At 53.2% G+C, this 22972-nt stretch carries 21 protein-coding genes; 2 read left to right on the top strand and 19 right to left on the bottom strand.

All coding sequences use genetic code 11. From position 1 onward, the window contains the following. Positions 1-165: 165 nt before the first annotated feature. The 4 genes from Q5741_RS14555 to Q5741_RS14540 form a co-directional block, all read right to left on the bottom strand. Positions 166-834: a deoxynucleoside kinase gene (locus tag Q5741_RS14555; RefSeq protein ID WP_305024825.1), complete on the bottom strand. Its 669-nt coding sequence runs from the start codon at positions 832-834 to the stop codon at positions 166-168. Further along, positions 831-1457: a deoxynucleoside kinase gene (locus Q5741_RS14550; RefSeq protein WP_305024824.1), complete on the bottom strand. Its 627-nt coding sequence runs from the start codon at positions 1455-1457 to the stop codon at positions 831-833. The genes Q5741_RS14555 and Q5741_RS14550 overlap by 4 nt, the downstream gene beginning before the upstream one ends. Positions 1458-1621: 164 nt before the next feature. Continuing rightward, positions 1622-3385 carry a methyl-accepting chemotaxis protein gene (locus Q5741_RS14545; RefSeq protein WP_305024823.1) on the bottom strand — a complete coding sequence of 588 codons (1764 nt, stop codon included), beginning with the start codon at positions 3383-3385 and terminating at the stop codon, positions 1622-1624. A gap of 216 nt (positions 3386-3601) precedes the next feature. Further along, positions 3602-5782: a putative bifunctional diguanylate cyclase/phosphodiesterase gene (locus Q5741_RS14540; protein ID WP_305024822.1), complete on the bottom strand. Its 2181-nt coding sequence runs from the start codon at positions 5780-5782 to the stop codon at positions 3602-3604. A gap of 156 nt (positions 5783-5938) precedes the next feature. Here Q5741_RS14540 and Q5741_RS14535 point away from each other — a divergent pair, with 156 nt between their 5' ends. After that, positions 5939-7138 (top strand): MalY/PatB family protein, encoded by a 1200-nt coding sequence (locus tag Q5741_RS14535; RefSeq protein ID WP_305024821.1) that lies wholly within the window; start codon positions 5939-5941, stop codon positions 7136-7138. A gap of 78 nt (positions 7139-7216) precedes the next feature. Here Q5741_RS14535 and Q5741_RS14530 read toward each other — a convergent pair whose 3' ends face one another. From Q5741_RS14530 to Q5741_RS14515, 4 genes are all read right to left on the bottom strand, one after another. Further along, complete coding sequence (locus Q5741_RS14530; RefSeq protein WP_305024820.1) at positions 7217-7906, bottom strand: pseudouridine synthase; 690 nt, start codon at positions 7904-7906, stop codon at positions 7217-7219. A gap of 151 nt (positions 7907-8057) precedes the next feature. Continuing rightward, positions 8058-8687 carry a hypothetical protein gene (locus Q5741_RS14525; protein ID WP_305024819.1) on the bottom strand — a complete coding sequence of 210 codons (630 nt, stop codon included), beginning with the start codon at positions 8685-8687 and terminating at the stop codon, positions 8058-8060. A 211-nt stretch (positions 8688-8898) separates the two neighbouring features. Further along, on the bottom strand, positions 8899-9081 hold the full coding sequence (locus Q5741_RS14520) for a DUF3934 family protein (protein ID WP_305024818.1): 183 nt from the start codon (positions 9079-9081) through the stop codon (positions 8899-8901). Between the two features lie 77 nt (positions 9082-9158). Further along, positions 9159-10028 (bottom strand): aminoglycoside phosphotransferase family protein, encoded by an 870-nt coding sequence (locus tag Q5741_RS14515; RefSeq protein WP_305024817.1) that lies wholly within the window; start codon positions 10026-10028, stop codon positions 9159-9161. A 219-nt stretch (positions 10029-10247) separates the two neighbouring features. Between Q5741_RS14515 and Q5741_RS14510 the strand changes: the two genes are divergently transcribed. Continuing rightward, a complete protein-coding gene (locus tag Q5741_RS14510; protein WP_305024816.1) occupies positions 10248-11222 on the top strand; it encodes an aldo/keto reductase in 975 nt (324 codons plus the stop codon). A 51-nt stretch (positions 11223-11273) separates the two neighbouring features. Here Q5741_RS14510 and Q5741_RS14505 read toward each other — a convergent pair whose 3' ends face one another. The 11 genes from Q5741_RS14505 to Q5741_RS14455 form a co-directional block, all read right to left on the bottom strand. After that, entirely contained in the window at positions 11274-11765 is a 492-nt protein-coding gene (locus tag Q5741_RS14505; protein WP_305024815.1) for a hypothetical protein, read from the bottom strand. Continuing rightward, complete coding sequence (locus tag Q5741_RS14500; RefSeq protein ID WP_305024814.1) at positions 11765-12337, bottom strand: GNAT family N-acetyltransferase; 573 nt, start codon at positions 12335-12337, stop codon at positions 11765-11767. Before Q5741_RS14500 ends, Q5741_RS14505 begins: the two co-directional genes overlap by 1 nt. Before the next feature lie 148 nt (positions 12338-12485). Next, positions 12486-12941, bottom strand: coding sequence for an aegerolysin family protein (locus Q5741_RS14495; protein ID WP_305024813.1), 456 nt, complete (start codon positions 12939-12941; stop codon positions 12486-12488). A 156-nt stretch (positions 12942-13097) separates the two neighbouring features. Further along, complete coding sequence (locus tag Q5741_RS14490) at positions 13098-13409, bottom strand: hypothetical protein (RefSeq protein ID WP_305024812.1); 312 nt, start codon at positions 13407-13409, stop codon at positions 13098-13100. A 98-nt stretch (positions 13410-13507) separates the two neighbouring features. After that, positions 13508-14401, bottom strand: a complete 894-nt coding sequence (locus tag Q5741_RS14485) for a carbohydrate ABC transporter permease (RefSeq protein ID WP_305024811.1) — start codon at positions 14399-14401, stop codon at positions 13508-13510. A gap of 18 nt (positions 14402-14419) precedes the next feature. Further along, positions 14420-15310, bottom strand: a complete 891-nt coding sequence (locus Q5741_RS14480) for an ABC transporter permease (protein ID WP_305024810.1) — start codon at positions 15308-15310, stop codon at positions 14420-14422. A gap of 12 nt (positions 15311-15322) precedes the next feature. After that, complete coding sequence (locus tag Q5741_RS14475; RefSeq protein ID WP_305024809.1) at positions 15323-17014, bottom strand: extracellular solute-binding protein; 1692 nt, start codon at positions 17012-17014, stop codon at positions 15323-15325. A gap of 141 nt (positions 17015-17155) precedes the next feature. Then, positions 17156-18640, bottom strand: a complete 1485-nt coding sequence (locus Q5741_RS14470; protein WP_305024808.1) for a response regulator transcription factor — start codon at positions 18638-18640, stop codon at positions 17156-17158. Then, on the bottom strand, positions 18637-20424 hold the full coding sequence (locus Q5741_RS14465; RefSeq protein ID WP_305024807.1) for a sensor histidine kinase: 1788 nt from the start codon (positions 20422-20424) through the stop codon (positions 18637-18639). Before Q5741_RS14465 ends, Q5741_RS14470 begins: the two co-directional genes overlap by 4 nt. Before the next feature lie 180 nt (positions 20425-20604). Next, positions 20605-21939 (bottom strand): metal-dependent hydrolase family protein, encoded by a 1335-nt coding sequence (locus tag Q5741_RS14460; RefSeq protein WP_305024806.1) that lies wholly within the window; start codon positions 21937-21939, stop codon positions 20605-20607. A 163-nt stretch (positions 21940-22102) separates the two neighbouring features. Beyond that, a complete protein-coding gene (locus Q5741_RS14455) occupies positions 22103-22711 on the bottom strand; it encodes a TetR/AcrR family transcriptional regulator (RefSeq protein WP_305024805.1) in 609 nt (202 codons plus the stop codon). Between the last annotated feature and the right edge of the window lie 261 nt (positions 22712-22972).

Here is a 22972-nt window from a genome sequence, read left to right as displayed (position 1 = left end):
TACGATGCTCATCTATGTGAAATTCATATCTGTTTCTATCCGGAATGCCATCATTCATCATAACATGACATTGCCGCAAAATGAATGATGACCGGACGAAAAAGCACAAGAGGCCCTGCGGCACGCTGACGTGCACGACAGAACCTGATAGGCAAACTTGCTCCATTAAGCCGGCTGACCGGGTGTCTGGCTGCGGGATGCCGCAATCATGCTCCCAATCTGGGTGATAATGCTGTCCAGTGACGCCGCATCGTTCACATCGTAATCATCAATATTCAGGCGCAGTACCGGACAGGCGCTGAACTCGTTGATCCATTGGGAATAACGTTCATGCATATGCTCCCAGTAGGATACATCCGTCTGGATCTCCATCTCGCGGCCGCGCTGCTGAATCCGGGAAAGTATGGACGGCAGGCTGCCCTCCAGGTAAATCAGAACATCCGGGTGCGGGAAGTAAGGGGTCATTACCATGGCCTCAAACAGGCTCGTATACGTGGCATAATCCGTCTTGGACATGGTCCCCTGGTCGGCATGCATTTTGGCAAAAATCCCGGTATCCTCATAAATGGAACGATCCTGTACAAAGCCGCCGCCGGCTTCACAAATCCCCTTCTGCTCCTTAAAGCGCTCCGCCAGGAAGTAAATCTGCAAGTGGAAGCTCCAGCGCTCAAAGTCATGATAGAATTTCTCGAGATACGGGTTATGGTCCACCTGCTCCAGCGAAGTGCGGAAGCCCAGCCGCTTGGCCAAGGCCCCGGTCAGGGTGGACTTGCCGACGCCGACGGTGCCGGCCACGGTAATCAATGCATTTGCGGGAATGCTGTGTTGGTTCATGAGTTAAGCTCCTTCTGTACGCGCGCTGCAATTTGTTCAAAATGCTCTGTATGTTCAACGAAGTCCAGGTCATCGCCGTTAATCGTAATAATCCGTGTAGCAGGCTCACGTTCAGCCAGAAAGGCCATGCCTGCGTCATAATCCGCAATGAGCTGCTCCATATAGCCTACTTCCATATCCTGCTCAAAATCGCGGCCGCGCTTATTGATCCGGTGCATCAGCGTATCCAAGCTGGCCCGGATATACAGAATTACATTCGGCCTTGGCAGGTCATCGGTCAGGATGTGGTAAATCTCGCGGTACTTGTCCCGTTTGATCCCTTTCAGTGTACGTTCGGCGAAGATCAGATTCTTATGAATATGATAATCCGAGATGACGGGAAGCTGCTGCTGGATAAAGTTCAAGCCGGTATCCTCCAGCTGCTTGTAGCGGTTGCAGAGAAAGAACATTTCCAGCTGAAAACTCCATTCGTCGATGTTCTGATAGAACTTGTCCAGGAACGGATTCTCTTCCACAATCTCTTTGACGATTGGATACTGAAAGCGATGGGCCAGCATCGTGGCCAGCGTTGTTTTCCCGGCTCCGATCGGGCCTTCCACTGCAATAAACGGAACTTGTATCATGGCGATCCTCCTAAAATCATGCAATACCTGTCAGACAGACTATCCTATTGTATCACAAGAATCCGGGTTCGCGGCGGGCAAGTTTTCCCTGTAGGAATGCAGCAGGATACGGCTGCAGCAAAGACCGGCAGCCGGGGCCTGAGCCCCGATGACCGGTCCTGATCTCATACGATGAATCCAGCTGCCAGCTGTTTTAGCTGCTGCGCCATACGGGACACCTGCTGAGTCGAAGCGGCAATTTCATTCATCATGCTCAGCTGCTCCTGAATGCCTGCGCTCATATTCTCTGTGCCTTCGGCGACCTCGCTGGAGGATAATGCGATATGGTTCATCGCCTTTTCAATTTCACTGCTGCTCACCGCCTGCTTCGCGGTCGCTTCATCAATCTGGTCAATCTGCGTGACAATCTGCTCAATGTTGCTGATAATCTGTCCGATGCTGCCCTCGACTTCTGAAGCCTTGGCCACACCGGCAGCCACGCGCTCTTCCACCTGCTGGACGGACTCCACCGCAGAGGCAGATTTCAGCTGGTTCTCCTCCACCAGGCTGGAGATCTCGGCGGCGGCCCGGTTGCTCTCATCCGCCAGCTTGCGGATCTCCTCGGCAACAACGCTGAAGCCTCTGCCGGCTTCACCTGCGCGAGCCGCTTCGATCGCGGCATTCAGCGCCAGCAGATTGGTCTGGGCCGAGATCGAAGAGATCATCTGGATAATATCGCCGATCCGGCGTGACGAAGCATCCAGCTCCCGGATGATGACCGATACATCTCCTGAGGAGTTGGCAATCTCGGAGATTGAGGCCGTCACTTCATTGATCTGCCCGGCCCCTTCTGCTGCTGCTTCACGGGCCCGGCGGCTGTTCTCGGCAGTTACACGGCTCGCTTGTGAAGTGGCGCTGGAGAAGGTTGCCGCCTCGGTGAGACTGGCTGTTGTCTCCTCCGCAACGGCCGCGCCATCTGACGTACTGGAGGCAATCTCCTGTACGGTGGACGAAACAGCTTCCAGCGACTGGTTTGCAGCGTCCGTGGAGCCCTGCAGCTGCCCGCTGGACAGCGCCATCTGCTCGGCCGATACAGCGACATCACGGATGATGCCCTGCAGCTTGCCGACAAACTGATCGAAGCTTGCGCTCAGCTGGCCGATCTCATCCTTGCTCTCGTAACCGATACGCCGGGTCAGATCACCGCCGCTGCTCGCAATTTCCTGCAGCTTGGAGGTCACTCTGCGCACCGGAGAGGTAATCGTACGAATAATTACAAAAGTGAGCAGCAATGTGACGAGGACTGCAGCTGCCAGCATACTGATCACGGTAATATTCGTGTTCCTGTAAACCTGCTTGCTCTCATCATAGGTCGCCTTGGCATTCTTGACCTGCTGATCCACGATAGTATCCAGTGCATGAATGACATCCGTCCGGGCAGTCTCGAAATCGGTCATGAACGTTGGAGCCCCGCCAACCTGTTCTGCTGAATCCCCGGAATTCGAGGCATCTGCCGCCGGCTGTCCGCCGCGAGTCTGAACCGTTCCGACGCCCATGTTCTTAATAAATTCATCCTTGGCTGCGATAAAGCTGTCAAATGCCTGGAGTACTGCCGCATAACTGTTATCGTTCTTGTAGGCTGCCAGCTTCTGGGTCACTCCTGCCGACCGTTCCTCCATATTATCCTGAATCGGCTGCTTGACGCTGTCATCATTCCCGGCATCCATCATCGAACTGGATTGGGATTTAATGTACTCAATATCTGACTTGATTTCCTCGAGGTTTACGATCGGCACCAGCCTGTCATCATTCAGCTCCACTACATTACTGTTTACCGTAGCGATCTGACGAATAGCCGTCACACCAATCAACCCCATGAACACAAAGAAGCAAAGTGACAGCATTCCAATTTTCCAGGATAATCTCATATTTCTATACCATTGACGCATATGTACTCCCCCTGCTCATTGACAACCTCAACCATTCTCCCCGGTCATCTGATTCGTTTGTAGGTTAATTGTAGGTCAAAAGACTTAAATGAGCCTTAAATCCAACCCAATGCCAGCTGAATGTTCCCTGAAGACAGAAAGATCCGGTTCTGACAATGAGCACCAAAAAAGGACGATCCGGAGCTGAACTAGTTCAGCTCCGGATCGTCCTTATTCTCATTTCTGCATATACAATTCCAGTTCCCGGGCCGTCAGCGGACGGCTGTAGAGATACCCCTGTCCGATACGACAGCCGTGCCGGAGCAGGAAATCCGCCTGTCCCTGCAGTTCGATCCCCTCAGCAATCACTCTGAATTTGAGGTTCATCCCCATATCAATCATGGTCTTGACCATAACGCCCTGATCCCCGGGATCGGCGATGTCGTCGATGAACGATTTATCGATCTTGATCGTATCCACCGGCAGATATTTGAGGATGCTCAACGAGGAGTAGCCTGTGCCGAAGTCATCGATCGACAGCCTGATTCCTGCCTTGCGCAGCTGGTTCAGGATACCTGCCGACCGTTCCTTCTTCTGCATAATACTCTCTGTGATCTCGAGCTCCAGATAACACGCCTCGAGTCCGGTCTGCTGAAGCACCTCCTGCACCATGGCCACAAAGTCTTCCTCTTTCATCTGACGCACAGACACGTTCACAGCGATAGGAACAGCACGGTAACCGGCATCCTGCCAGGCCTTATTTTGCCGGCATGCCTGTTCCAGCACCCATCGGCCAAGCGGGACGATCAGCCCGGTCTCCTCCGCCAGCGGAATAAATTCCATCGGCGAGATATAACCCAGCTCGGGATGATGCCAACGCAGCAGCGCTTCAATGCCGACCAGTTCACCTTTCCCCAGCTCTACCTGCGGCTGATATTGGAGGGTGAATTGCTCCTGCTGCATGGCTCTGCGCATGGCGTGCTCCAGCTGCATTTTACGTGTGGATACTCCCATTAGCTGGGCATCATAGAACTGGTAGTTGTTTTTGCCCCGCTCTTTGGCCAGGTACATCGCCGTATCCGCATGCTGGATCAAGGTCTCCTCATCGATCCCATCCGCCGGATAGAGACTGATGCCAATACTCATCGTGATAAAATACTCCTGTCCCTCTGTTGTCACAGGGGCCCGCAAAGCATGCAGCATACGCCGGGCCGTGACCGCTACCTCGTTCTTATCCATGTTCTCCAGCAGCACAATAAATTCGTCCCCGCCCTGGCGGCAGATCATTCCTTGTCCTTCGAGCGTCTGTTCCAATCGGCGGGCTACCTTCTGGAGGATCTGATCTCCGGCCGTATGCCCCTTGGTGTCATTGATGATCTTGAAGCGATCCAGATCGAGGAAGAGCACGGCCAGCAGGTCCGCACGGCCCTTGCCCAGAACCTGATTCAGATGCCGTCTGAACAGGTAGCGGTTCGGCAAACCTGTCAGCGCATCGTAATAGGCCATATATTCAATCGTCCTCTCGGACTCTTTGCGCCGCGTTATATCACGTCCTGCGATCTGTACCGCAAGCCGGCCTCCGTACAGTACCGGCATCGCCACAAGCTCGACATCCAGAGTACTTCCGTCTGCCCTTCGCAGTGTAAGATCTGTAAACCGCTTGTGATCACAGATGCCGGCCAGCAGCTCCTTCGGGAAAAACAGCTCCACCTGCTGTCCGATCAGCTCCTGCTTGGTAGGATAGCCGATCAGCCGGCTGCCGGCGTCATTCACGTAATCGAATTTCCCTTCACTGAAGACAGCGACCAGGTCCGGCGATCCTTCCGTCAGCTGCTGATAGAGATCTTCGCTCTCCTTACGGTCTGTAATATCGAACAGCACACTGGTGAAATAGGCCAGCCTGTTCTCCTGGTCCATGATCGGGATCCCCCGGTCCTGAATCCAGCGAACCTCTCCATCCGGCCTGGCGATCCGATAGATACTGGTCACTTCCTGCCCCTGTGCAATCAAATCTACACGCTTCTCAATGGCAGGAAGGTCCTCGGACAGGATCGCCCGGCGCCAAAGGGTTTTGTCCTGGTAGAATGCATCGGCACTGCACCCGTACAACCGCTCGATCCCCGGGGTAATATAGAGCGAATCGGTCTTCAGATCATGTGCCCAAATCGCAACATCCAGCGTTTCCAGTATATTTTGCAAGCGCCGGCTGTTATCCCTGAGTTTCCTGCCTGCCTTCCGGGCTTCCCATTGAAATATGTAGTACACCAGCAGCAGAGCCGCCAGCCCCAGCACAGACAGGCCCAGCCAGCTTCCGGATCCGGGTCCCTCCTTCATTTCTTCCACCATGGAGGCTGTCCAGGCTGCCACGCCCGTGCACAATAATACGTATCTGATCCATCTGCCTCTTAACATGTTCATACGATCTCTCCTGAAGTCTTTCGGCTTATAACACTTGTATCGGCAAAGGATCGACAAATGGTTACACATCGCGTCAGATGATGAGGCCGGATTGATTTTCGCCGGCAAAAGGGGTAGCCTGTTAACATAAATTCGTTGTGCAGGAGGAACGTTGAAATGGATTTTGATTTTAACCAGAGTATTAAACGTACGGGGACAGCCTCGTCCAAATGGGACGGTGCAGCTGAGCTGTTCGGTTCTGCTGATATTTTGCCGATGTGGGTTGCGGATATGGATTTCCCGGCCCCTTCGTTTGTCATTGAAGCGATGAAGGAACGCCTGGAGCACGGGGTGATGGGCTACACGTTCCCAAGTGAAAGCTATAAAGCTTCTGTTCAGGGCTGGATGGAACACCGTCATCACTGGAAAGTGGAAGCGGATGCCATCCGTTTCAGTCCCGGCATCGTTCCTGCGCTCGGCATGATCGTGGATGCCTATACAGAAGCTGGAGATCAGGTCATGATCCAGCCCCCAGTGTATCCACCGTTCCACGGTGTCGTGAAGGAGCGCGGGCGCGAGCTGGTGCTGAACCCTCTCCAGCAGGATGAGGCAGGACACTACACGATGGATTTCGCCGATATGGAGAATAAGCTGCGGGACGGCAAGGTAAAGATGCTGATCCTGTGCAGCCCGCACAACCCGGTGGGACGGGTATGGACGCGTGAGGAGCTGACTAAGGTGGAAGCCTTGTGCAGCCAGTATAACGTGCTTGTCGTATCCGATGAGATTCACGAGGATCTGATCCTTGATCCGCATGCAGTCCATATTCCTTTCGCTTCCCTTCCAGGCACTGCTGCAGAGAAATCCATTATCTGTACGGCACCAAGCAAGACATTTAACCTCGCGGGGCTGAACACGGCGAATGTCATTATTCCGGATGCGGAGATCCGTGAGAAATTTGTGGCCCGAATCGCTGAGCTGCATCTCTCCTCCATTACGCCGATGGGAGCAGCGGCAACCGAAGCCGCCTATAATCAGGGGGAAGCGTGGCTGGAGAGCCTGCTCGATTATATCCGGGGCAATGCAGCCTATGTGCAGCAGTATATTCAGGAACACCTGCCTGAGCTGAAGCTGCAGATCCCGGAAGCAACCTATTTGCTGTGGATGGATTTCCGCGCCTTGAAGATGAGCAACGAAGATCTGACTGCCTTTCTGGTTCAGCAGGCCCGGCTCGGGCTGAACAATGGTCCGACCTTCGGGGCCGAAGGGGAAGGCTTCATGCGGATGAATCTGGCCTGTACCCGGGCTACGGTAGAGGAAGCCATGAAGCGGCTGGATCAGGCCATTACCGGATGGCGTGCCAGCCAGACGGTCTAACGTTTTTAGAATCCATTAAAAAAGCTGACTTTCGCGGGTTTTCCCGTGAATAGTCAGCTTTTTTAAGCAGGAATACAGCTAGCCCAGCTGCTCCAGCAAGAGCTCCAGCTCATCCGGATGCAGATACCTCCACTCCCCCTGGGGTAGTCCGTCCAGGGTGATATTCATAATCCGCACCCGTTCGAGCCGTTCTACCCGGTAGCCGAGCGCCTTGGACATGCGGCGAATCTGCCTGTTCATTCCCTGGGTCAGCACAATCCGGAATTCATTCTCACCCAGACGTGAAGTGATGCAGGGCTTGGTCCAGGTGTTCATAATCTCCACGCCCTCCGCCATCGTCTGCAGAAATTCATCGGTTACCGGCTTATTTACCGTTACCCGGTATTCCTTTTCATGGCCGTGTTCCGAGCGCATCATCTTGTTCACAATCTGACCGTCATTGGTTAGCAGAATAAGCCCTTCCGAGGCCTTGTCCAGACGGCCCACCGCGAAGATCCGGGTGGGGTAATTCACAAAATCAATGATATTGTTCTCGACATGTCCGGCTGCTGTACATGTCACGCCCACCGGCTTATTCAGCGCCAGATAGACTGGAGCTTCCCGTTCAGGGAGCGGCTGTCCGCTTACCAGCACTTCGTCCCCCTCGAGGACTTGGGTATTATGGTCGCAAGGTACGCCGTTCACCGTAATCTCACCGCTGTCGATTAATCTTTTGACCGTCCGTCTGGAGATATGTCCGGATCGGCTGATATAATGATGAATCCTCACATTCACTCTCTCTTCTCTGCATGATAAATGATCAGCTGCCCCATCGTACCACAGATACATCAAAGATACACCATAACCGCAGTACCCGCCTGTACCAGCGGTTCTGCGGCTTGCGTTAAAGGGATCTGGACAGGTCTGGTTACACTTCAAGTCAGGCCATGCGGGCCTTGTGACGTGTCAGCCAGATATAGACCAGCAGCCCCACGATCGGCAGTATGCCGATCCAGGCCACGCCTGCATGAAGGGGGGGACGGTCCTCATCCCGGTATATCGCATAGACCGACAGCAGGGTCAGAACGACAAAATCAATCGTCATCACGTTCACAAATCTCGAGCTGCCGAAGGCTTCCCGGTATTCTTCTGCATGGCCGTTCAGCAGCCCATAACCCATGACAGCCAAAGTGCCGAGCAGCAGCAGTACCAGCACGATCGGCGAACGAACCAGGCGTAGGATCCACTGTGGTGCGCGGCTGTCCCGATAGCTGCGGATATCGTTCCGGTTCAGAATATAGTACGGAATCAGTGCGAACGCTCCAAGGGCAAAGGCTGCAATTACGAATGGCCAGGCCGGAACACGACGGACATCACTGCGCAGCAGCAGACAGGCATAGGCCAAAGGATATAAGCCGAGCAGTGAGAACATGGCCAGCAGCGAAGGCTCGGTCGAACGAAGCTGAATGAGATCCAGGAAGATCGGGTCCTCTCCTCTGCCGTCCGGAGCCAGCAGAAGTGCATATACAATAAAGGCAATCCAGACGATGAGCCATCCGGCACGCGCCATAAACACCCCCCCTTAATCACAATATATGACTTCTAATCTTTTAAACTTGTCATTCGCTTCCCAACCAGCTGTTCTCTCCCGATCCTTCCACGGTACGGTCAGCGTTCAAGGAGGGGCCGAAGGATCTGGAATGCCAAAAAAGCCCCTGTTTATGTTCAGAGGCCCTTCTTCTGCAGCTGCAGTCCTGATTCGCTCCGGAAGGTCAGCTCAATTAATCCGGCTTGCTGCCGGAGATATTCCCTGAGTCATTTCCCGGCGCGTTATCCGGGTTCTTGGTTCCCTTGCTCTTATAGGGCTTCGGCGCACTTTTGGCTCTGCGTGCCCCTGCCTGCCAGCGGTTCCAGCCTTTTTTTCCGGTACCATGGCCCGTTCCCTTGCCCTTGCTCTTGCTCACATGATCACTCCAATGTTGGTTAAGTTCATCTTGCATTATAGCGCATGCCGGAGGGAACACCAAAACATTCACCAAATCTACAGTGTCCAGGGCATGCCCAGCGAAGCCAATACAGGATTCCGCTGCACGACCTGATCCAGCAGCTGCTGCAGCTGATCAGCCTTCGGCGTATGCCCGTGACGGTAGAGCAGCAGCCAGCGAATGCAGGCCAGGGCCTGGAATTGCTGCCTGACTTCGAGGCCGATGGGATGCTCTAACAGATAAGCTGTCTCGAATAAAGAGGCATATGGCTGAGGGACATACAGCTCCATCAGAAGATGAGACCAGGCAAAGTCATAACGGGCATCTCCCCATTGGGCATTCGTCCAGTCAATAATCGTATGGCGGCCAGCCTGCCCCACGATATTCCCGAGATGGTAGTCCCCATGAATGACAGCTGTCTGCTGCAGGGACACGAGAGGAAGCAGCTGGTTCAGCGGCTCTTCCAGGTCAGGGAACTGCTCAATCTGAGGGTAGAAGTAGCCTTTAAAAGAGTACAGCGGCAGCTCTATCTTTCCTCCCTCTATCACATCTGTCTCGTGGATCCGGGCCAATTGGACAGCCAGCCCGGCGATGACGCTGTCATCCAGCTGCATCAGCGGCTCGCCATCATAGCTGGTGAGCAGCACAAAATGCCCCTCAGCGTCCTTCCCCCAGCCAAGCGGCCGCGATACGGCAATCCCTTGCTCATACAGGACACTGAGCAGCCGGTATTGAAACCCAACGTCCGGCCTCGACTGGCGGTTCCAAATTTTGAGCACCAGGCTGTCCTGTCCGCTGTGAACGCGCACCACCTCGGCTTCAAAGCCCGGCGCAATCGGTTCCGTCTTCAGCAGGGATGATTCAAGCAGCCGGTCGCAATCCCGGGTCTTATCCTTCCAGTCGATATCCTGCAGTAAATTCCCCATTTCATTCCCCTCCATAACGCGATCCATTTTTTATGAATAAAGGCAGCGTTCAATAAATGCGAATTTTGATAGTTATGTATGATTTTAACATTTTATTCAGATCAGAGGATAGTCTGGATTTGGATCTAATGAGCGGGTCCGCTACAATATAAATAGTTTTTATTATCTGATTCTACATCCGATCTAACAACATCATGGATACATAAGGAGTGAACGATTATGGAATATCGTCGTTTAGGCAGCAGCGGTCTGCAGGTGTCGGCACTGGGTCTGGGAACGAACGCTTTTGGCAAACGGGCCGATGAGAAGACATCGGTCGATATTGTGCATGCTGCACTGGATCATGGTGTGAACTTTATCGATACCGCCAACATCTATGCCGGCACCGAGTCGGAGCGCATCATCGGACTCGCCTTGAAGGGCAGACGTTACGAAGCGGTGCTGGCTACCAAGGCAGGTCTTGTACGCAGGGATGCTCCGAACGGGCAGGGGTCTTCCCGTTATCATCTCATGCGTGAACTGGAAGAGAGCCTGAACCGGCTGCAGACCGACCACGTGGATCTGTATCAGATTCATACCTTTGATCCGCTTACTCCATTGGAAGAAACCCTGCGCACGCTGGATGATATGGTTACGTCCGGTAAAGTACGCTATATCGGAGCGTCCAATTATGCCGCATGGGAGCTTATGAAAGCTCTGGGTATCAGTGAGTTTCGGAATTGGGCACGGTACGTGACCATCCAGACGAGCTATTCCCTCGCCGACCGGACGCCGGAGCAGGAGCTGGTACCGCTCTGCCTGGATCAGGGTATCGGTATTATCCCCTACTTCCCCCTGGCCGGTGGCATTCTGACAGGCAAATACAATGAGGACGGGGCTGCACCGGCTGGTTCCCGTGCGGAAACCGATCCGAACTTCAACCGTTTCCTGCTGGAACGCAACGTGAAGCTGGGACAGCAGGTCAGCTATCTCGCCGCAGCTCATGAATATACGCCAAGCGTATTGTCCATTGCATGGCTGCTGAATCGCCCGGCCGTATCCACTGTTATTGTCGGTGCTACCCGTGTAGAGCAGCTGGAGCACAATCTGCAATCGCTGGAGATCCGGCCGGCATCAGACCTGCTGGAGGAGCTGGACCGCATTAGTGACGATTTCCGGTACGGCGAGCCTTTTGCCACATACCGTTTGAACTGAATTCACCCATAGCAGCTCGATAAGCCACGATACCTCAGGGTACCGTGGCTATTAATATACAATTAGCTTGCCTTCCGGCCATTCGCCCTGCCAGCCACAAGGCAAATGCCCCATTTCATATACCTCCAGCAGTCTGGCGAAAAAGACAGGTGTGTGTCTTAAGGAAGCATATGACAGCTCCATGATTACGTTCAGCACATCCCACCGGACACCGTCCAGCCATACCGGACCCAGTTGATACGTCTCGGATGCCTGCCTGATCTTGGACTCAACCTCCTGATCCATGAAAGCCTTGACCTCTTTTGCCAGTGTGTTCCACTCATTATATTGACTTACGTACCGCTTATGTAAAAAGGATGTCAGCGTATTACGCGCTTCAAGGGTTACCTCTTCCCATGCGGCGCTCTCATACCACCTTCTGGCCTCATCCCGGCTCTGCACCTGTTGGATTCCGCTCAAGGCCTGCCCTTCCATGGGTTCTCCGCAGCATGCCAGCCAGGGGATTTGTCGCACACGTTCCAGTGCGTCTTTATTCAGCTTCATCACAAAACCTCTCCCGAAGACCTGCTTTTGTCCGGATTCCCCTTCACGGCCGCAGTCCAGATCATATGATCGCCGCCTTCGCCGTAATAATCCTTGAGGATATAGGCCGGCTCGCCAAACGTCCGTGTCCATGCCTGCTGTGCAGCCCGGTAGCCGCTGTCCAGGCAGAACTGCCTGATTCCTCTTGCCTGCAAAGCTTCACCTATAGCCTTTAACAGCTGCCGGCTTACTCCCCGCCGTTGGTACGCAGGGTCCACGTAGACCGTACCCACCTCTGTCCATCCTGCCAAGGCCTGCTGCGAAGCTTCCACGATCAGCGGACTCGCCGGACCGTAACCCATCGTGCCCACAATTTGATCCCCAACGAGAGCGACAAGAATAAACCGCCCGGCCTCTTCACCTGCAAAACAATCCGCCAGCTGCTGCTCCTTAACGTGGATCTCCTCTTCGAGGCTGTCCAGCTGGTCGCTGATGCCCTCCTGGGCATAGGCATCTGTGATGACTTTGCGCCAAAACTTGTGCAGCTCCTTGCTATCTTCCAGCCGCGGTCTGCGTATGTCCAGTTCCGGCATGCTCTTCCTCCTTACTTAAGATGAATAAATCCCAGTATCAAAAAAGGGGGGAGCCATTAATACAGCCGGCGGCCGTATTCTGTTTCCCATCCCTTGCTTCTTCATTCAGCTTCTAAAACAAAGCCGCTATTCATTGCTGTTCCTACTATCACCATCTTCTATAGGGAGGTTTGCTTGCATCCCACAGCCGTATATGTGCTCTGCCGATCTGCCTGCCCCACTCCTGTTTGTCCCCATAATAGTTCCGATTCCCGGCCCAGAAGTCAAAACGGTAATTCGTGTTGCCGCTCTTCGCCCACTCCGACTTATTCAGGGTCTCTCCCATGGGAATATCCCATGAATATTTTCCCAAATACTCCCCGCTCTGTGCATCGAACAATTGAAAGCTTCCCTCTGTCCCTGACAGGGACCAGCTTCGTCCACAAGCACAGAACCAGTAATTTTCGCCAGCCTTGATGACTTTTCCCTCCACTTGATCCTTACTCAACTCCTGGTCACGATGACCAAATGGATACAATCGCCCCCATTCCAGTTCTATATTTTTGATCATTACGTCCGAATTATAGTTTTCAATAATAAGCTCTACCCATAATGTGTCTGCCATTCTCCATCGCTCCTTATAGCTGCACGTTGTGTAGCTATTGCCGTGCCAGCTATCTCTTTTATCGGAACTTGGAGTCACTCGCTTAAGCTGAAGCGTTCTAGACTAACCCTGTAGAAGGCATCCAATCCGAACATCGATGCTCTGGAATTGACTTATTTATTCTTCATTGAAGAGCTGATGCGCCTCGGCATATGTTATAAATTCTTCAATCGTATTAAAAGTTCGGTACTTGGGATAATCCGCATTTGCTGTTTGGGCCCATGTCAGATGAACAAGCACCCATTCCTGATTGAATAGATTCCGGTATAACACATCATCACTCGCTTCGCTCCGTGCAGCGGCACACAATGTTAAAGTACACAAAGGATGGCTGTCCGTCAGCTCAAGTCTGAGCTGCTCATTAAAGCGTTTGGCCGCCGGATCTCCTAAGGGAACCCATGATTCCCTTAGTCTATGAAGCTCATTCATAGGTATCTCCCCTTTCTCATTGACGTTAACATAGGAAAGCAGCTCTTTCCAAGGAAAGAACTGCTTTGGATCATACTTAACACATGCTGCTAACTAACCTATTCCTTCACCGAACCGAGCGTAATCCCGTGAATAAAGAAGCGCTGGATAAACGGATAAATGAGCAGGATCGGAATCATGGAAATGATAATCTTGGCTGCATTAAACGTCCGGTTCGATACGGCCATCGCCTGCGCCAGCTGCTCGGGTGACATCGAGGTCATCGCCTGGGCGCTGAGCTGGGCCACAAGAGTCTGGATATAAGTCTGCAGCGGATAATGCTCCTGCTTGTTCATGAGGATCAGCCCGTCGAAGAAGGAGTTCCAATGGAACACGATGCTGAACAGCGTAACGGTAGCAATCGCCGGCAGCGACAGCGGCACGAACAGCCGGATCATAATATACCAGGGACCCGCACCGTCGATCTCAGCCGCTTCATTCAGCTCTTTGGGCAGATTACGGAAAAAGTTCATCAGCAGAATTACGTTAAATACCTGAACAGCATGCGGCAGCACAAGTGCCCAGATGGAATCAAGCAGGCCGTACGCCTTGATCGTCATAAACCATGGTACAATGCCTCCGCTGAAGAGCATCGTGAAGACCAGGAACCACATATACACATTGCGCATCCGGAACTGCTTCGGGTCTCTCGACAGGCCATATGCCATCATAATCGTGAGGACAAAATTCAGCAGTCCGCCCAGCAGCACCCGCTTGACGGAGATCCAGAATGCCTTGAAGAATTGGGTGTCTTCCAGCACTTTCTCATAGCTGGCGGTGGTCGTCTTGATCGGGGTCAGCAGCACCTGCCCCGCATCCGCTGCCGTCTTATCACTGAAGGAGACGGCAACGGTATGAATCAGCGGGATCAGGCAGGCCAGTGTGATCAGGAGCAGCACCGCCAGGATGGATCCGTCGATGATCCGGTTGCGCAGACTGTTCCTTCCCACCATAAGCGTTCACTCCATTCGTCAGAAGATGCGGTAATTGGCAAAACGGCTGGCCAGCACATACGAGATCACGACCAGGATAAAGCTCACGACTGACTTTAACAAACCGACCGCTGTCGCCAGACTGTACTGCAGATCATTTAGTCCGACCCGGTACACATACGTATCAATAATGTCCGACGACTCGTAGACCAGTGGATTGTACATATTGAAAATCTGGTCAAAGTTCGCATTCATCACATTCCCCAGCGCCAGCGTAGCCAGCAGGACAACCGTCGTCATGACGCCGGGCAGCGTAATATGCCACAGCTGACGGAACCGGCTTGCGCCGTCAATACTGGCAGCCTCGTACAATACAGGGTTAATGCCTGTAAGCGCGGCCAGATAGATAATGGCGTTGAACCCGAATTCCTTCCACACATCCGTGGAGACAATGATCGCCGGGAACCAGGTATTGCTCGCATAGAACAGCACCGGATCGACACCGAACAATCCCAGGAACTGGTTCACAATACCGTCCAGCGAGAAGACATCAAAGAAAATGGTAGCCAGCAGCACCCATGACAGAAAATGCGGCAGGTACACAATTGTCTGAATACTTTTGCGCAGGAACCGCTGTCGCAGTTCATTGAGCAGCAGGGCAAAAATAAGCGGGACGATCAGGTTGGCGAGAATTTTGAGCACGGCCAGATAGATGGTGTTGAAGAAGATCTGCCGGCTGTCCGGCAGCTGGAACATGTACGTGAAGTTCTCAAGTCCGATCCATTCAGAGCCTGTAATGCCGCGGGCCGGCTTGAAGTTCTGGAAGGCCATGGCTGCGTAATAGATCGGAACGATACTGAACAGGACCAGGAACACGATCCCGGGAAGCACCATCAGATGATAATGAAATGCATGTTTTCTCGATCGCATTGGCTTCACCACTTACTCTTTATTTGCAATCTCTGCAACTTCTTTGGTAATCTGTTCGCCGCCGAGCTGCTTCCACTTGGTCACAAAGTCGTCGAAGGCACTGATAGGCAGATCACCGACGATAATCTTCAGGAACGTCTCATTCTCCAGCTTCTCCAGCGTTGCCCATTTGGTCTCCATCGTGCGGGTCATGCCGTAAAAGACGCTGTACACCTTCTCCATATCCGTCTCTGCCAGCACCTTACCGCCGAAGGCGTAAGCATTGGCCGGCTTCCAGGCATCCATATTCTTCTTTGGATTCTCGTTATCGAGGACAGTGAAGTCATAAACCAGCTTCGTATCCGGATCAAAAGTGTTCGGGTCTACGCTGCCCTTCAGGGCCTGCTGCACGTCATTGTAGCGCTTCACCACTGCATCGGCGTAATCAAGCAGCAGATCGAACGGATAGAAGTTCCGGATATGAACACCGGTTTCGGCCGCGTAATTGTCCAGCTTCTTCGCTTCCTCGCTGGTATCCTGTCTGCGCTCATAACGGGTGAATACATTCAGCATCTTGACGGCCGCTTCCGGGTGCTCATACCCTTTGCGGACCACGATATAGCGGTCGGTGACCGGCGCCATGTGAGTAACGAATTTGCCGGAAGCATCAGCCGGGGCCGGGTAAGCGTGCCATTCGGCTTTGGTGTCATTCGTGACCGAATCCGCAAGCGGCCAATACGGCATCCACCACGGACCGAAGAACAATCCTGTCTTGTTCGCCACAATCGGCTCCTGGGTCTCCTTGTAGAGGGCGAACTGCTTGTCGATCAGGCCGCGCTTATACCAGTCGGCCAGCTTGGTGAGCGCTTCCTTATTCTCCGGCGTAATTGATCCATAGATCACATTACCGTCCGCATCCTTGATCCAGTTCTTCGGGAACGCATGGTACGCACTGAAGATGGAGTCAAAACCGTTCGGGTTCGGCTTCTGGCCGTAGACGACCTGCTTGTCACCGGTGAGTCCGACCGTATCATTCTTACCGTTGCCGTCCGGGTCCTGTGTCGCGAATGCTTGCGCAATAGCCTCTACGTCGTCAATGGTCTTCGGTGCCGGCAGCTTGAGCTTGTCGAGCCAGTCCTGGCGCACCCACAGCAGGGACGGTGCATCTGCTTCGATGGCCACATTCGGCAGGCCGTACAGCTTGCCATCGTAGGTTGCGTCGGCGAGTGCCCTGCCGTCTGTCGAGTTATAAATGTCTTTGACCAGCTTGGAGCCGTACTGATCCAGTGCACCCGTGAGATCCTCCAGCATATCATTGTCGATCAGCTTGCGGAGCTGGTTGCGGTCGACCACGACGGCATCCGGCAGATCATCGCTGGCAATGGCCAAATTGACCTTCTGCTTGAAGGCGTCATCCCCCTTCGCTTCCCAGGAATGGACGACCTTAATATTCGTAATGCTCTCGAAATAGCGGGATGCAATATTGTTGTCATTCGTGTCGCCGTCTTTCAGCTTGTCGTCGGGAATTTTGAAGCCGATGTTCAGCGTGACCGGTTCCTTATATTTACCGTAGGCCAAATCGTCGCTTGTCAGGTTCGCGGATTTCCCGCTGTCTGTCTTCCCGGACGAATCCGTGCTGCCTGATTCACCTGTGCTGCCGCTGCTGCATGCCCCGAGTGCAAAGGCCAATACCAGCGAAGCTGTAAGCAGTTTCGTTCTCTTCATGCCGTTCCCCCGTTTCTGCTTTTTCGAATTTTGGTTACGCTTTCATTTTATCGGTGAAAACTGCTGTCCGGGTGTGAAATCCGGCGTCAATTTCCATACCCGTGTCTGCTGTCCGTAAACGAAATTCATCCCCCGATCACATCACTTTCTACCCTGTGCACGAAATTCGGTTGGCAGCATCCCCACCCGCTCACGGAAGACCCGGCTGAAATATTTATCATCCTCAAAGCCGGCGGAGAACGCAATCTCATAGACAGGGGCCTCCGAATGGAGCAGCAGCCGTTTGGCCCGTTCGATCCGCAGCTCCCGCAGCGCTTCGCCGAAGGGCTGCCCGGTGAGCCTTGCGAAGCACTGGCTGAAATAACTTCGGCTCATATGAATGTGGGCAGCTACATCCGCCTGATTGATTTTCTCCCCGGCATGCGCACGCATATACCGGATCGCACGAGCCAAGCCCAACAGCACCTCCCTCGACAGGGACAGCTTGATCATCCGCCGCTGCAGCAGATCGGCCCACCGCCGGAACCAGATTTTCCAGTCGTTCCAGACGATCATATGCCCCATATCTGCTGCCAGGCGCGCCGTGTCGTGCGGGCTGTCCAGCATCCCTTCCCATTCGTCGAGCAAAGAGGATGCAAAGCACTGAATCTGCCCTCTATCCGGCCGCAGCTGTGTTATTCGCTGGACAAAAGCCTCCCAGTCCCGTTCATACAGTGCCCACTTCAATTCCGCCCAGCCGGCGAATGCTTCATCCGCCTGATTCTGCCCCGGGCCCGGGGTAAACTCGTATTCTGCGGATTCCGTCTGTTCAGCCGGGTTTATTCCAGCCGGATTCACAGCAGCGAGATCGATAGGAGTAACCATCATCACATCATCTGCACCCGGCAGCGTATAGAATAAATGCTGTAGAAGCCGCTCAGCCAGCAGCTTCTTCACCCCGGCCGCCGGTCTGTCTTCAAGTCCTGTCACAAACGCAGCCAGCCAGCGACCGGCATGGGCCCCTCTAAGGTCACCCCGCAGCTGCTGCAGGGTGACCGAAGGCATTAACGGGACGATCCGCAGTCCGCCCTCCAGCTCTATCGGCTGCTGGTGCTGCAGCCGTGTCAATCCCGGCAGTGACTGCTCTGCCGTATACAGTCCGGCCCGCTGGCCGTATCCGCCAGCGGGAACCAGCGCCAGCATGCGGTCCGGCAGACGCTCCTGGCCGCTGCGCGGCATGGAGGTCAGCGCACGGTTGCTGCCTTCATACCGAATCCGTTCCACAATCCGATTCATCACCTCGTCAACGCTGTCCATCTCCAGCAGCGTTTTTACAATATAATCAATAGCTCCAAGCCGCAGCGCTTCCTGCACATAATCAAACTCATGATGGCAGGTGAGAACGACCGAATGAATATGAGGAAACCGGGTCCGCGCCTGCCTGATCAGGTCGAAGCCGGACATGCCGGGCATCGTAATGTCGGTAAAGATCAGATCCGCCTCCCGGTTCCCCAGCAGCGACAGTGCAGATGGGCCGTCTGCAGCCTCACCGGCGATCTCGATCCCATACGAAGCCCAATCGATCAGCGAGATAAAACCTTTTCGCACCAGCTTCTCATCATCCACAACGATGGCCTTAATCGTCATAGCAGCTCCTCCTTCGTTTTCCTCGGTATTTGAATAACTACACGCGTACCGGCACCCGGGCTGCTCTCGATGTCAAGCTTGGCCGCATTCCCGTAGAACCGCAGCAGCAGCCTGTTCACATACGAGAGACCGATGCCCAGACCGCGCCGCTCGGACAACGGGTCATCCTCCAGCAGCCGGGCGGCCGCCTGCGGCTCAATGCCGGCGCCGTTATCCCTGACCTCCAGCACGATGATATCCTTATGATCCGGGGATGATGATATCGTAATGCCAACCCGGCCTGTACTTTCACTGCTTCCGTGGTAGATGGCATTCTCCACCAGCGGCTGCAGCAGAAAACGGGGGATCGCCGCATCCAGCACATCATCACTGAACTCCACGTCAAATTCAAATTCATGGTCGTAACGAATCCGCTGCAGCTCCATATAATTCCGCAGCGCTTCAATCTCCTCTCCGACAGTGACGATAATGCTCTGCTTGCCCAGATTGTAATGCAGCACCTTGACGAGCAGCGTAACCAGCCTGTCAATCTCTTTCTGGCCGTTCATCCGGGCGAGCCATTGTACCGTATTCAGGGTATTATGCAGAAAATGCGGATTAATCTGGCTGAGCAGCTTTTCAATCTCCAGCTGGCTCCGGTGCTTCTCATTCTGCTCTGCAGCGGCAAACAGCTCGTTAATCCGATCCTTCATATCTTCGAAGCTGCCGAGCAGTGAATCAAATTCCTGCACATTCGTATAGGATACGGGTGCCTCGCGGTTCTCCGCCATCTGCACAATCTGGTGATTCACCTGCCGCAGCGGCCGGTACACCTGCCTCCAGATGGACCGCCCGAGCAGAATGGCGAACAGCAGCGTAGCCAGGGCCAGACAGGCGCTGCGTACAAACCAGGTATAGATCTCACTGTTGAAGTCTGCTTTGCGGACGGTTGCCATTAGCTGCCACCCCTGCACACTCTGGTAGCGGAACAGCATATACCCCTTGTAGTCCGCATACATACGGGATGCGTCTTCCCATTGCATATTGGCGACATCGGCCGGCGTATCCGGATTCTCGACAAAAGTAACCTGGCCCGCCTCATTAGCGAGCAAATGGGAGACAGCCATCCCGTAAGACTGCGGATTCAAGATTTTGCGGAATAGATTGTAGTTGGATTCGAGATAGATATACACATGCTGCTGGCCTGAGGTTTGTACGGCACGGAGTGAGGAAAATACCATATTCTCGCTTTGGCGGTATTTCGTCCGGTGCGGACCGTAATAAGACGCTCCATTGTAGCTCATCAGGGTGGGCAGGCCTTCCATACTGAAGTCGGTCCCGATGTTGAAATTCGTGAACAGCACCGGGTCTGCGGCTTCAGGGATAATATAAGCGGTAATGCCGAGGTATGGATTCGTAAAATTAACGAGTGTAATCTTGTTGTTAATATCCGACATGATGCTCAGCTTGCGGGATACCTGACCCTCTTCCAGGAATGCCGATACCTCCCCCACGATCTGTCCATCCAGCGCAAACTGCTTGGAGGCGAAATCCAGATTATTAATGGTATTCTCCAGCGCAGCGGCCTCCTGCTTGAGACTGGCACTGATGCCGTCCTGGATCTTGTTCTCGAGAATGGAATAGATCGTGTAGTAAGTAATGACTACGATAATAGCGAGCGGCAGGAGACTGCCGATCATCAAATAGATGACCAGCGAACGTTTGAGGGATTTGGCAGGCAGCGGGCGATGCGGCGGCATAAGGTTCATGATCAGCTTCTCACCTTCCGGGCGGATGTCTTTCAACCAATGATAGCGTTATCATGGCGGTATTATAGCATACCGGAGGGGCTGCAGATGTCGGTTCATGACAAAAAAGCCGGGCAAAGATCAGGATGTTTTCCTGCACCTTGTCCGGCTTTATCTATGTTCTCTCTATTCGACTCCGGCATTCACAAGTCTGGCGTCACGTACGTTTACCCTTATTCACTCCTGGATGGACCAGACCCGGTCAAGCAGCTCGTCCACTTCCTGAATCCGGGTCACTGACGGGGCTGTGATCAACCGCCCTCTGACCATGACCATGGCCGCATCAGACAAAGCCTGGATATCTTCCAGAGGATTGCGCTCCATCACAATCAGATCCGCATATTTGCCAATCTCTATGCTCCCTGTCAGATGATCCATTCCCAGGATTTCAGCATTCACCTTCGTCACCATCTCGATGACCTGACTGGCGTTCAGCTTCGTCCGTCTCATCATATGGTCCAGCTCCCGCCACAGATCATAATGAGTGACATAGGACATCGCCGCGTCCGTTCCCACACCGATCTTAACGCCATGCTCCACAGCCTGCTGCAGCCCCTTCAGCATAGAGTCATAGACCAGCCGGGAATTTTCTTTGACGGTGGCACTGGCCTTCGTCAGGCTCACATCCAATCGTGCCGTAGGATAAGCAGCCTGAAGCGTCGGGATCAGGGCAGTATACCCCTGAAGCGCTTTAGGATTATTCTTATATAAATGGATGATCTCCTCATCCATCTCCGCACCATGTTCAATCGTATCCACCCCGCCTCTGAGCGCGATCCTTACCCCTTCGGTACTTTCCACATGGGCGGCCACCCGTATACCGATCTTATGCGCTTCATCACATACAGCGGCAACCTCTTCCTCTGTCATCTGCAGGCGGCCCGCTTCACCGACCATCTTCGCATCCGTTACCCCGCCGGTTACGCATATTTTGATCAGGTCTACCCCGTTCTTCACATTGATTCTTACGTTCTTTCTCGCTTCCCATGGTGAATCCCCGGTCAAGGCCAGGTAAGGTGCACCATGACCTCCCGTGACACTGAGAAAGTATCCGGACACCAGCAGATTCGGTCCCACAAACTGGCCTGCTTGAATTTCATCCCTCAACTGCACATCGTTATAAAAGAACTCTCCCACACTGCGCATCGTGGTTACTCCGGCATGCAGGGCGGTCAGGGCATTTTTCTTCATTCTTTTCTTTAATATTCTTCTGCCCAGCGACGTATCCAGAATATGATGAAATGCAAAGTTCAGCAGCCCTTCGCTTGCAGACAGTGCGAACGGCTTGCCGTCGGCAAAGAGGTGCACGTGCGCGTTGATGAGACCGGGCATGATATATTTTCCCGCGACATCGATCGTCTGGTAATAACTTGGAACAGCCACATCGCCTGCCTTCCCGATCTCCTGAATCAACCCGTCCGGGCCGGTCAGCATCGTCAGGCCCTGGTCTATCCCTTTTTCCGCTTCCCCATAAATGATATTACAGTTTTTAAAAGCATACCCTGTCTTCATCCTTCTTCCCCCTGTTTGTGGTGTACGATTAATAATGAACCAACAATTCATTTTTAGTTTAAAAAAATAGGGGTTCCGTTCTTGTTGTAAAAATGCGTAAATCACACGGACGAATAACCCCCTGCTTCGGACTATGGCTTAACCTACGGACGAACCTTCGATGTTATTCATTTAAGCCTCTCAGTCCATGCAGTCTGTACAGACTTAATGCTTCGAAAATCCGGATCCGGCTGTCCGGGCTCATGTCCCGCTTCAATAGATCCAGGATGGTATCAATAATACTGTTAGCAATGATGTTCAGCAGAATCATATTCTCTTCGGTGCCGATGTCATACCTTTTGTAGCTCGGTTTCAGATATGGCTTCTTGGTCTCGATCATCAGCTCGATCAGCTCATTCTTGGCAGTGCTGTAGACCGTTCCTTTATTCCTCTCAAAAATAATAACCATCTGCATGCTGTACTCGTTCAGCAGCTTCATCTGCTCTTGCACGATGGCCGATCTGTCGGTATCATTCACATCGTCAAAAGAAGTCTGGTTATCGAAATGGATGCTCTCCACCAGCACATTCTTGAGGTAGTCCACCAGGGACGGCGGAACGACGGCGTAGAACAGCTCTTTTTTATTCTTGAAATACGTATAAATATTCCCGACCGAAATTCCGATCTCATCCGCAATATCGCTCATTTTGGCATCCGGGTAACCTTTACGGAAAAATACCTGTAGAGCGGCGGCTTCGATTTGCTTTTTGACTTCATCTTTTTTGGCCTGCATATCGGAAGCTCCTCTAATAATGAATGAATCATTCACTATTAATGTAGTTCATGGTTATAAGTTTGTCAAACCAGAGCTGCAAGCATTGGTATTTAATCACCAACTGGGCATATGCACATACACTGGGGTAACGTGAATTCAGAATGAAGGAGAAGATACCGTGACTAAACCCAAAGCAGCCAGACCTAAGGCCCAAAGCTTCCCGTTAAAGAAGATCCCTCCTGTCAGCATCATTAAGGAGTTCCCTGCAGCGCCTGCACG

Origin of the sequence: Paenibacillus lacisoli, assembly GCF_030580655.1 — a bacterium.
Taxonomy (GTDB): domain Bacteria; phylum Bacillota; class Bacilli; order Paenibacillales; family Paenibacillaceae; genus Paenibacillus; species Paenibacillus lacisoli.
The sequence above is the reverse complement of the archived record's forward strand: the minus strand, read 5'-3'. Positions and strand labels throughout refer to the sequence as shown.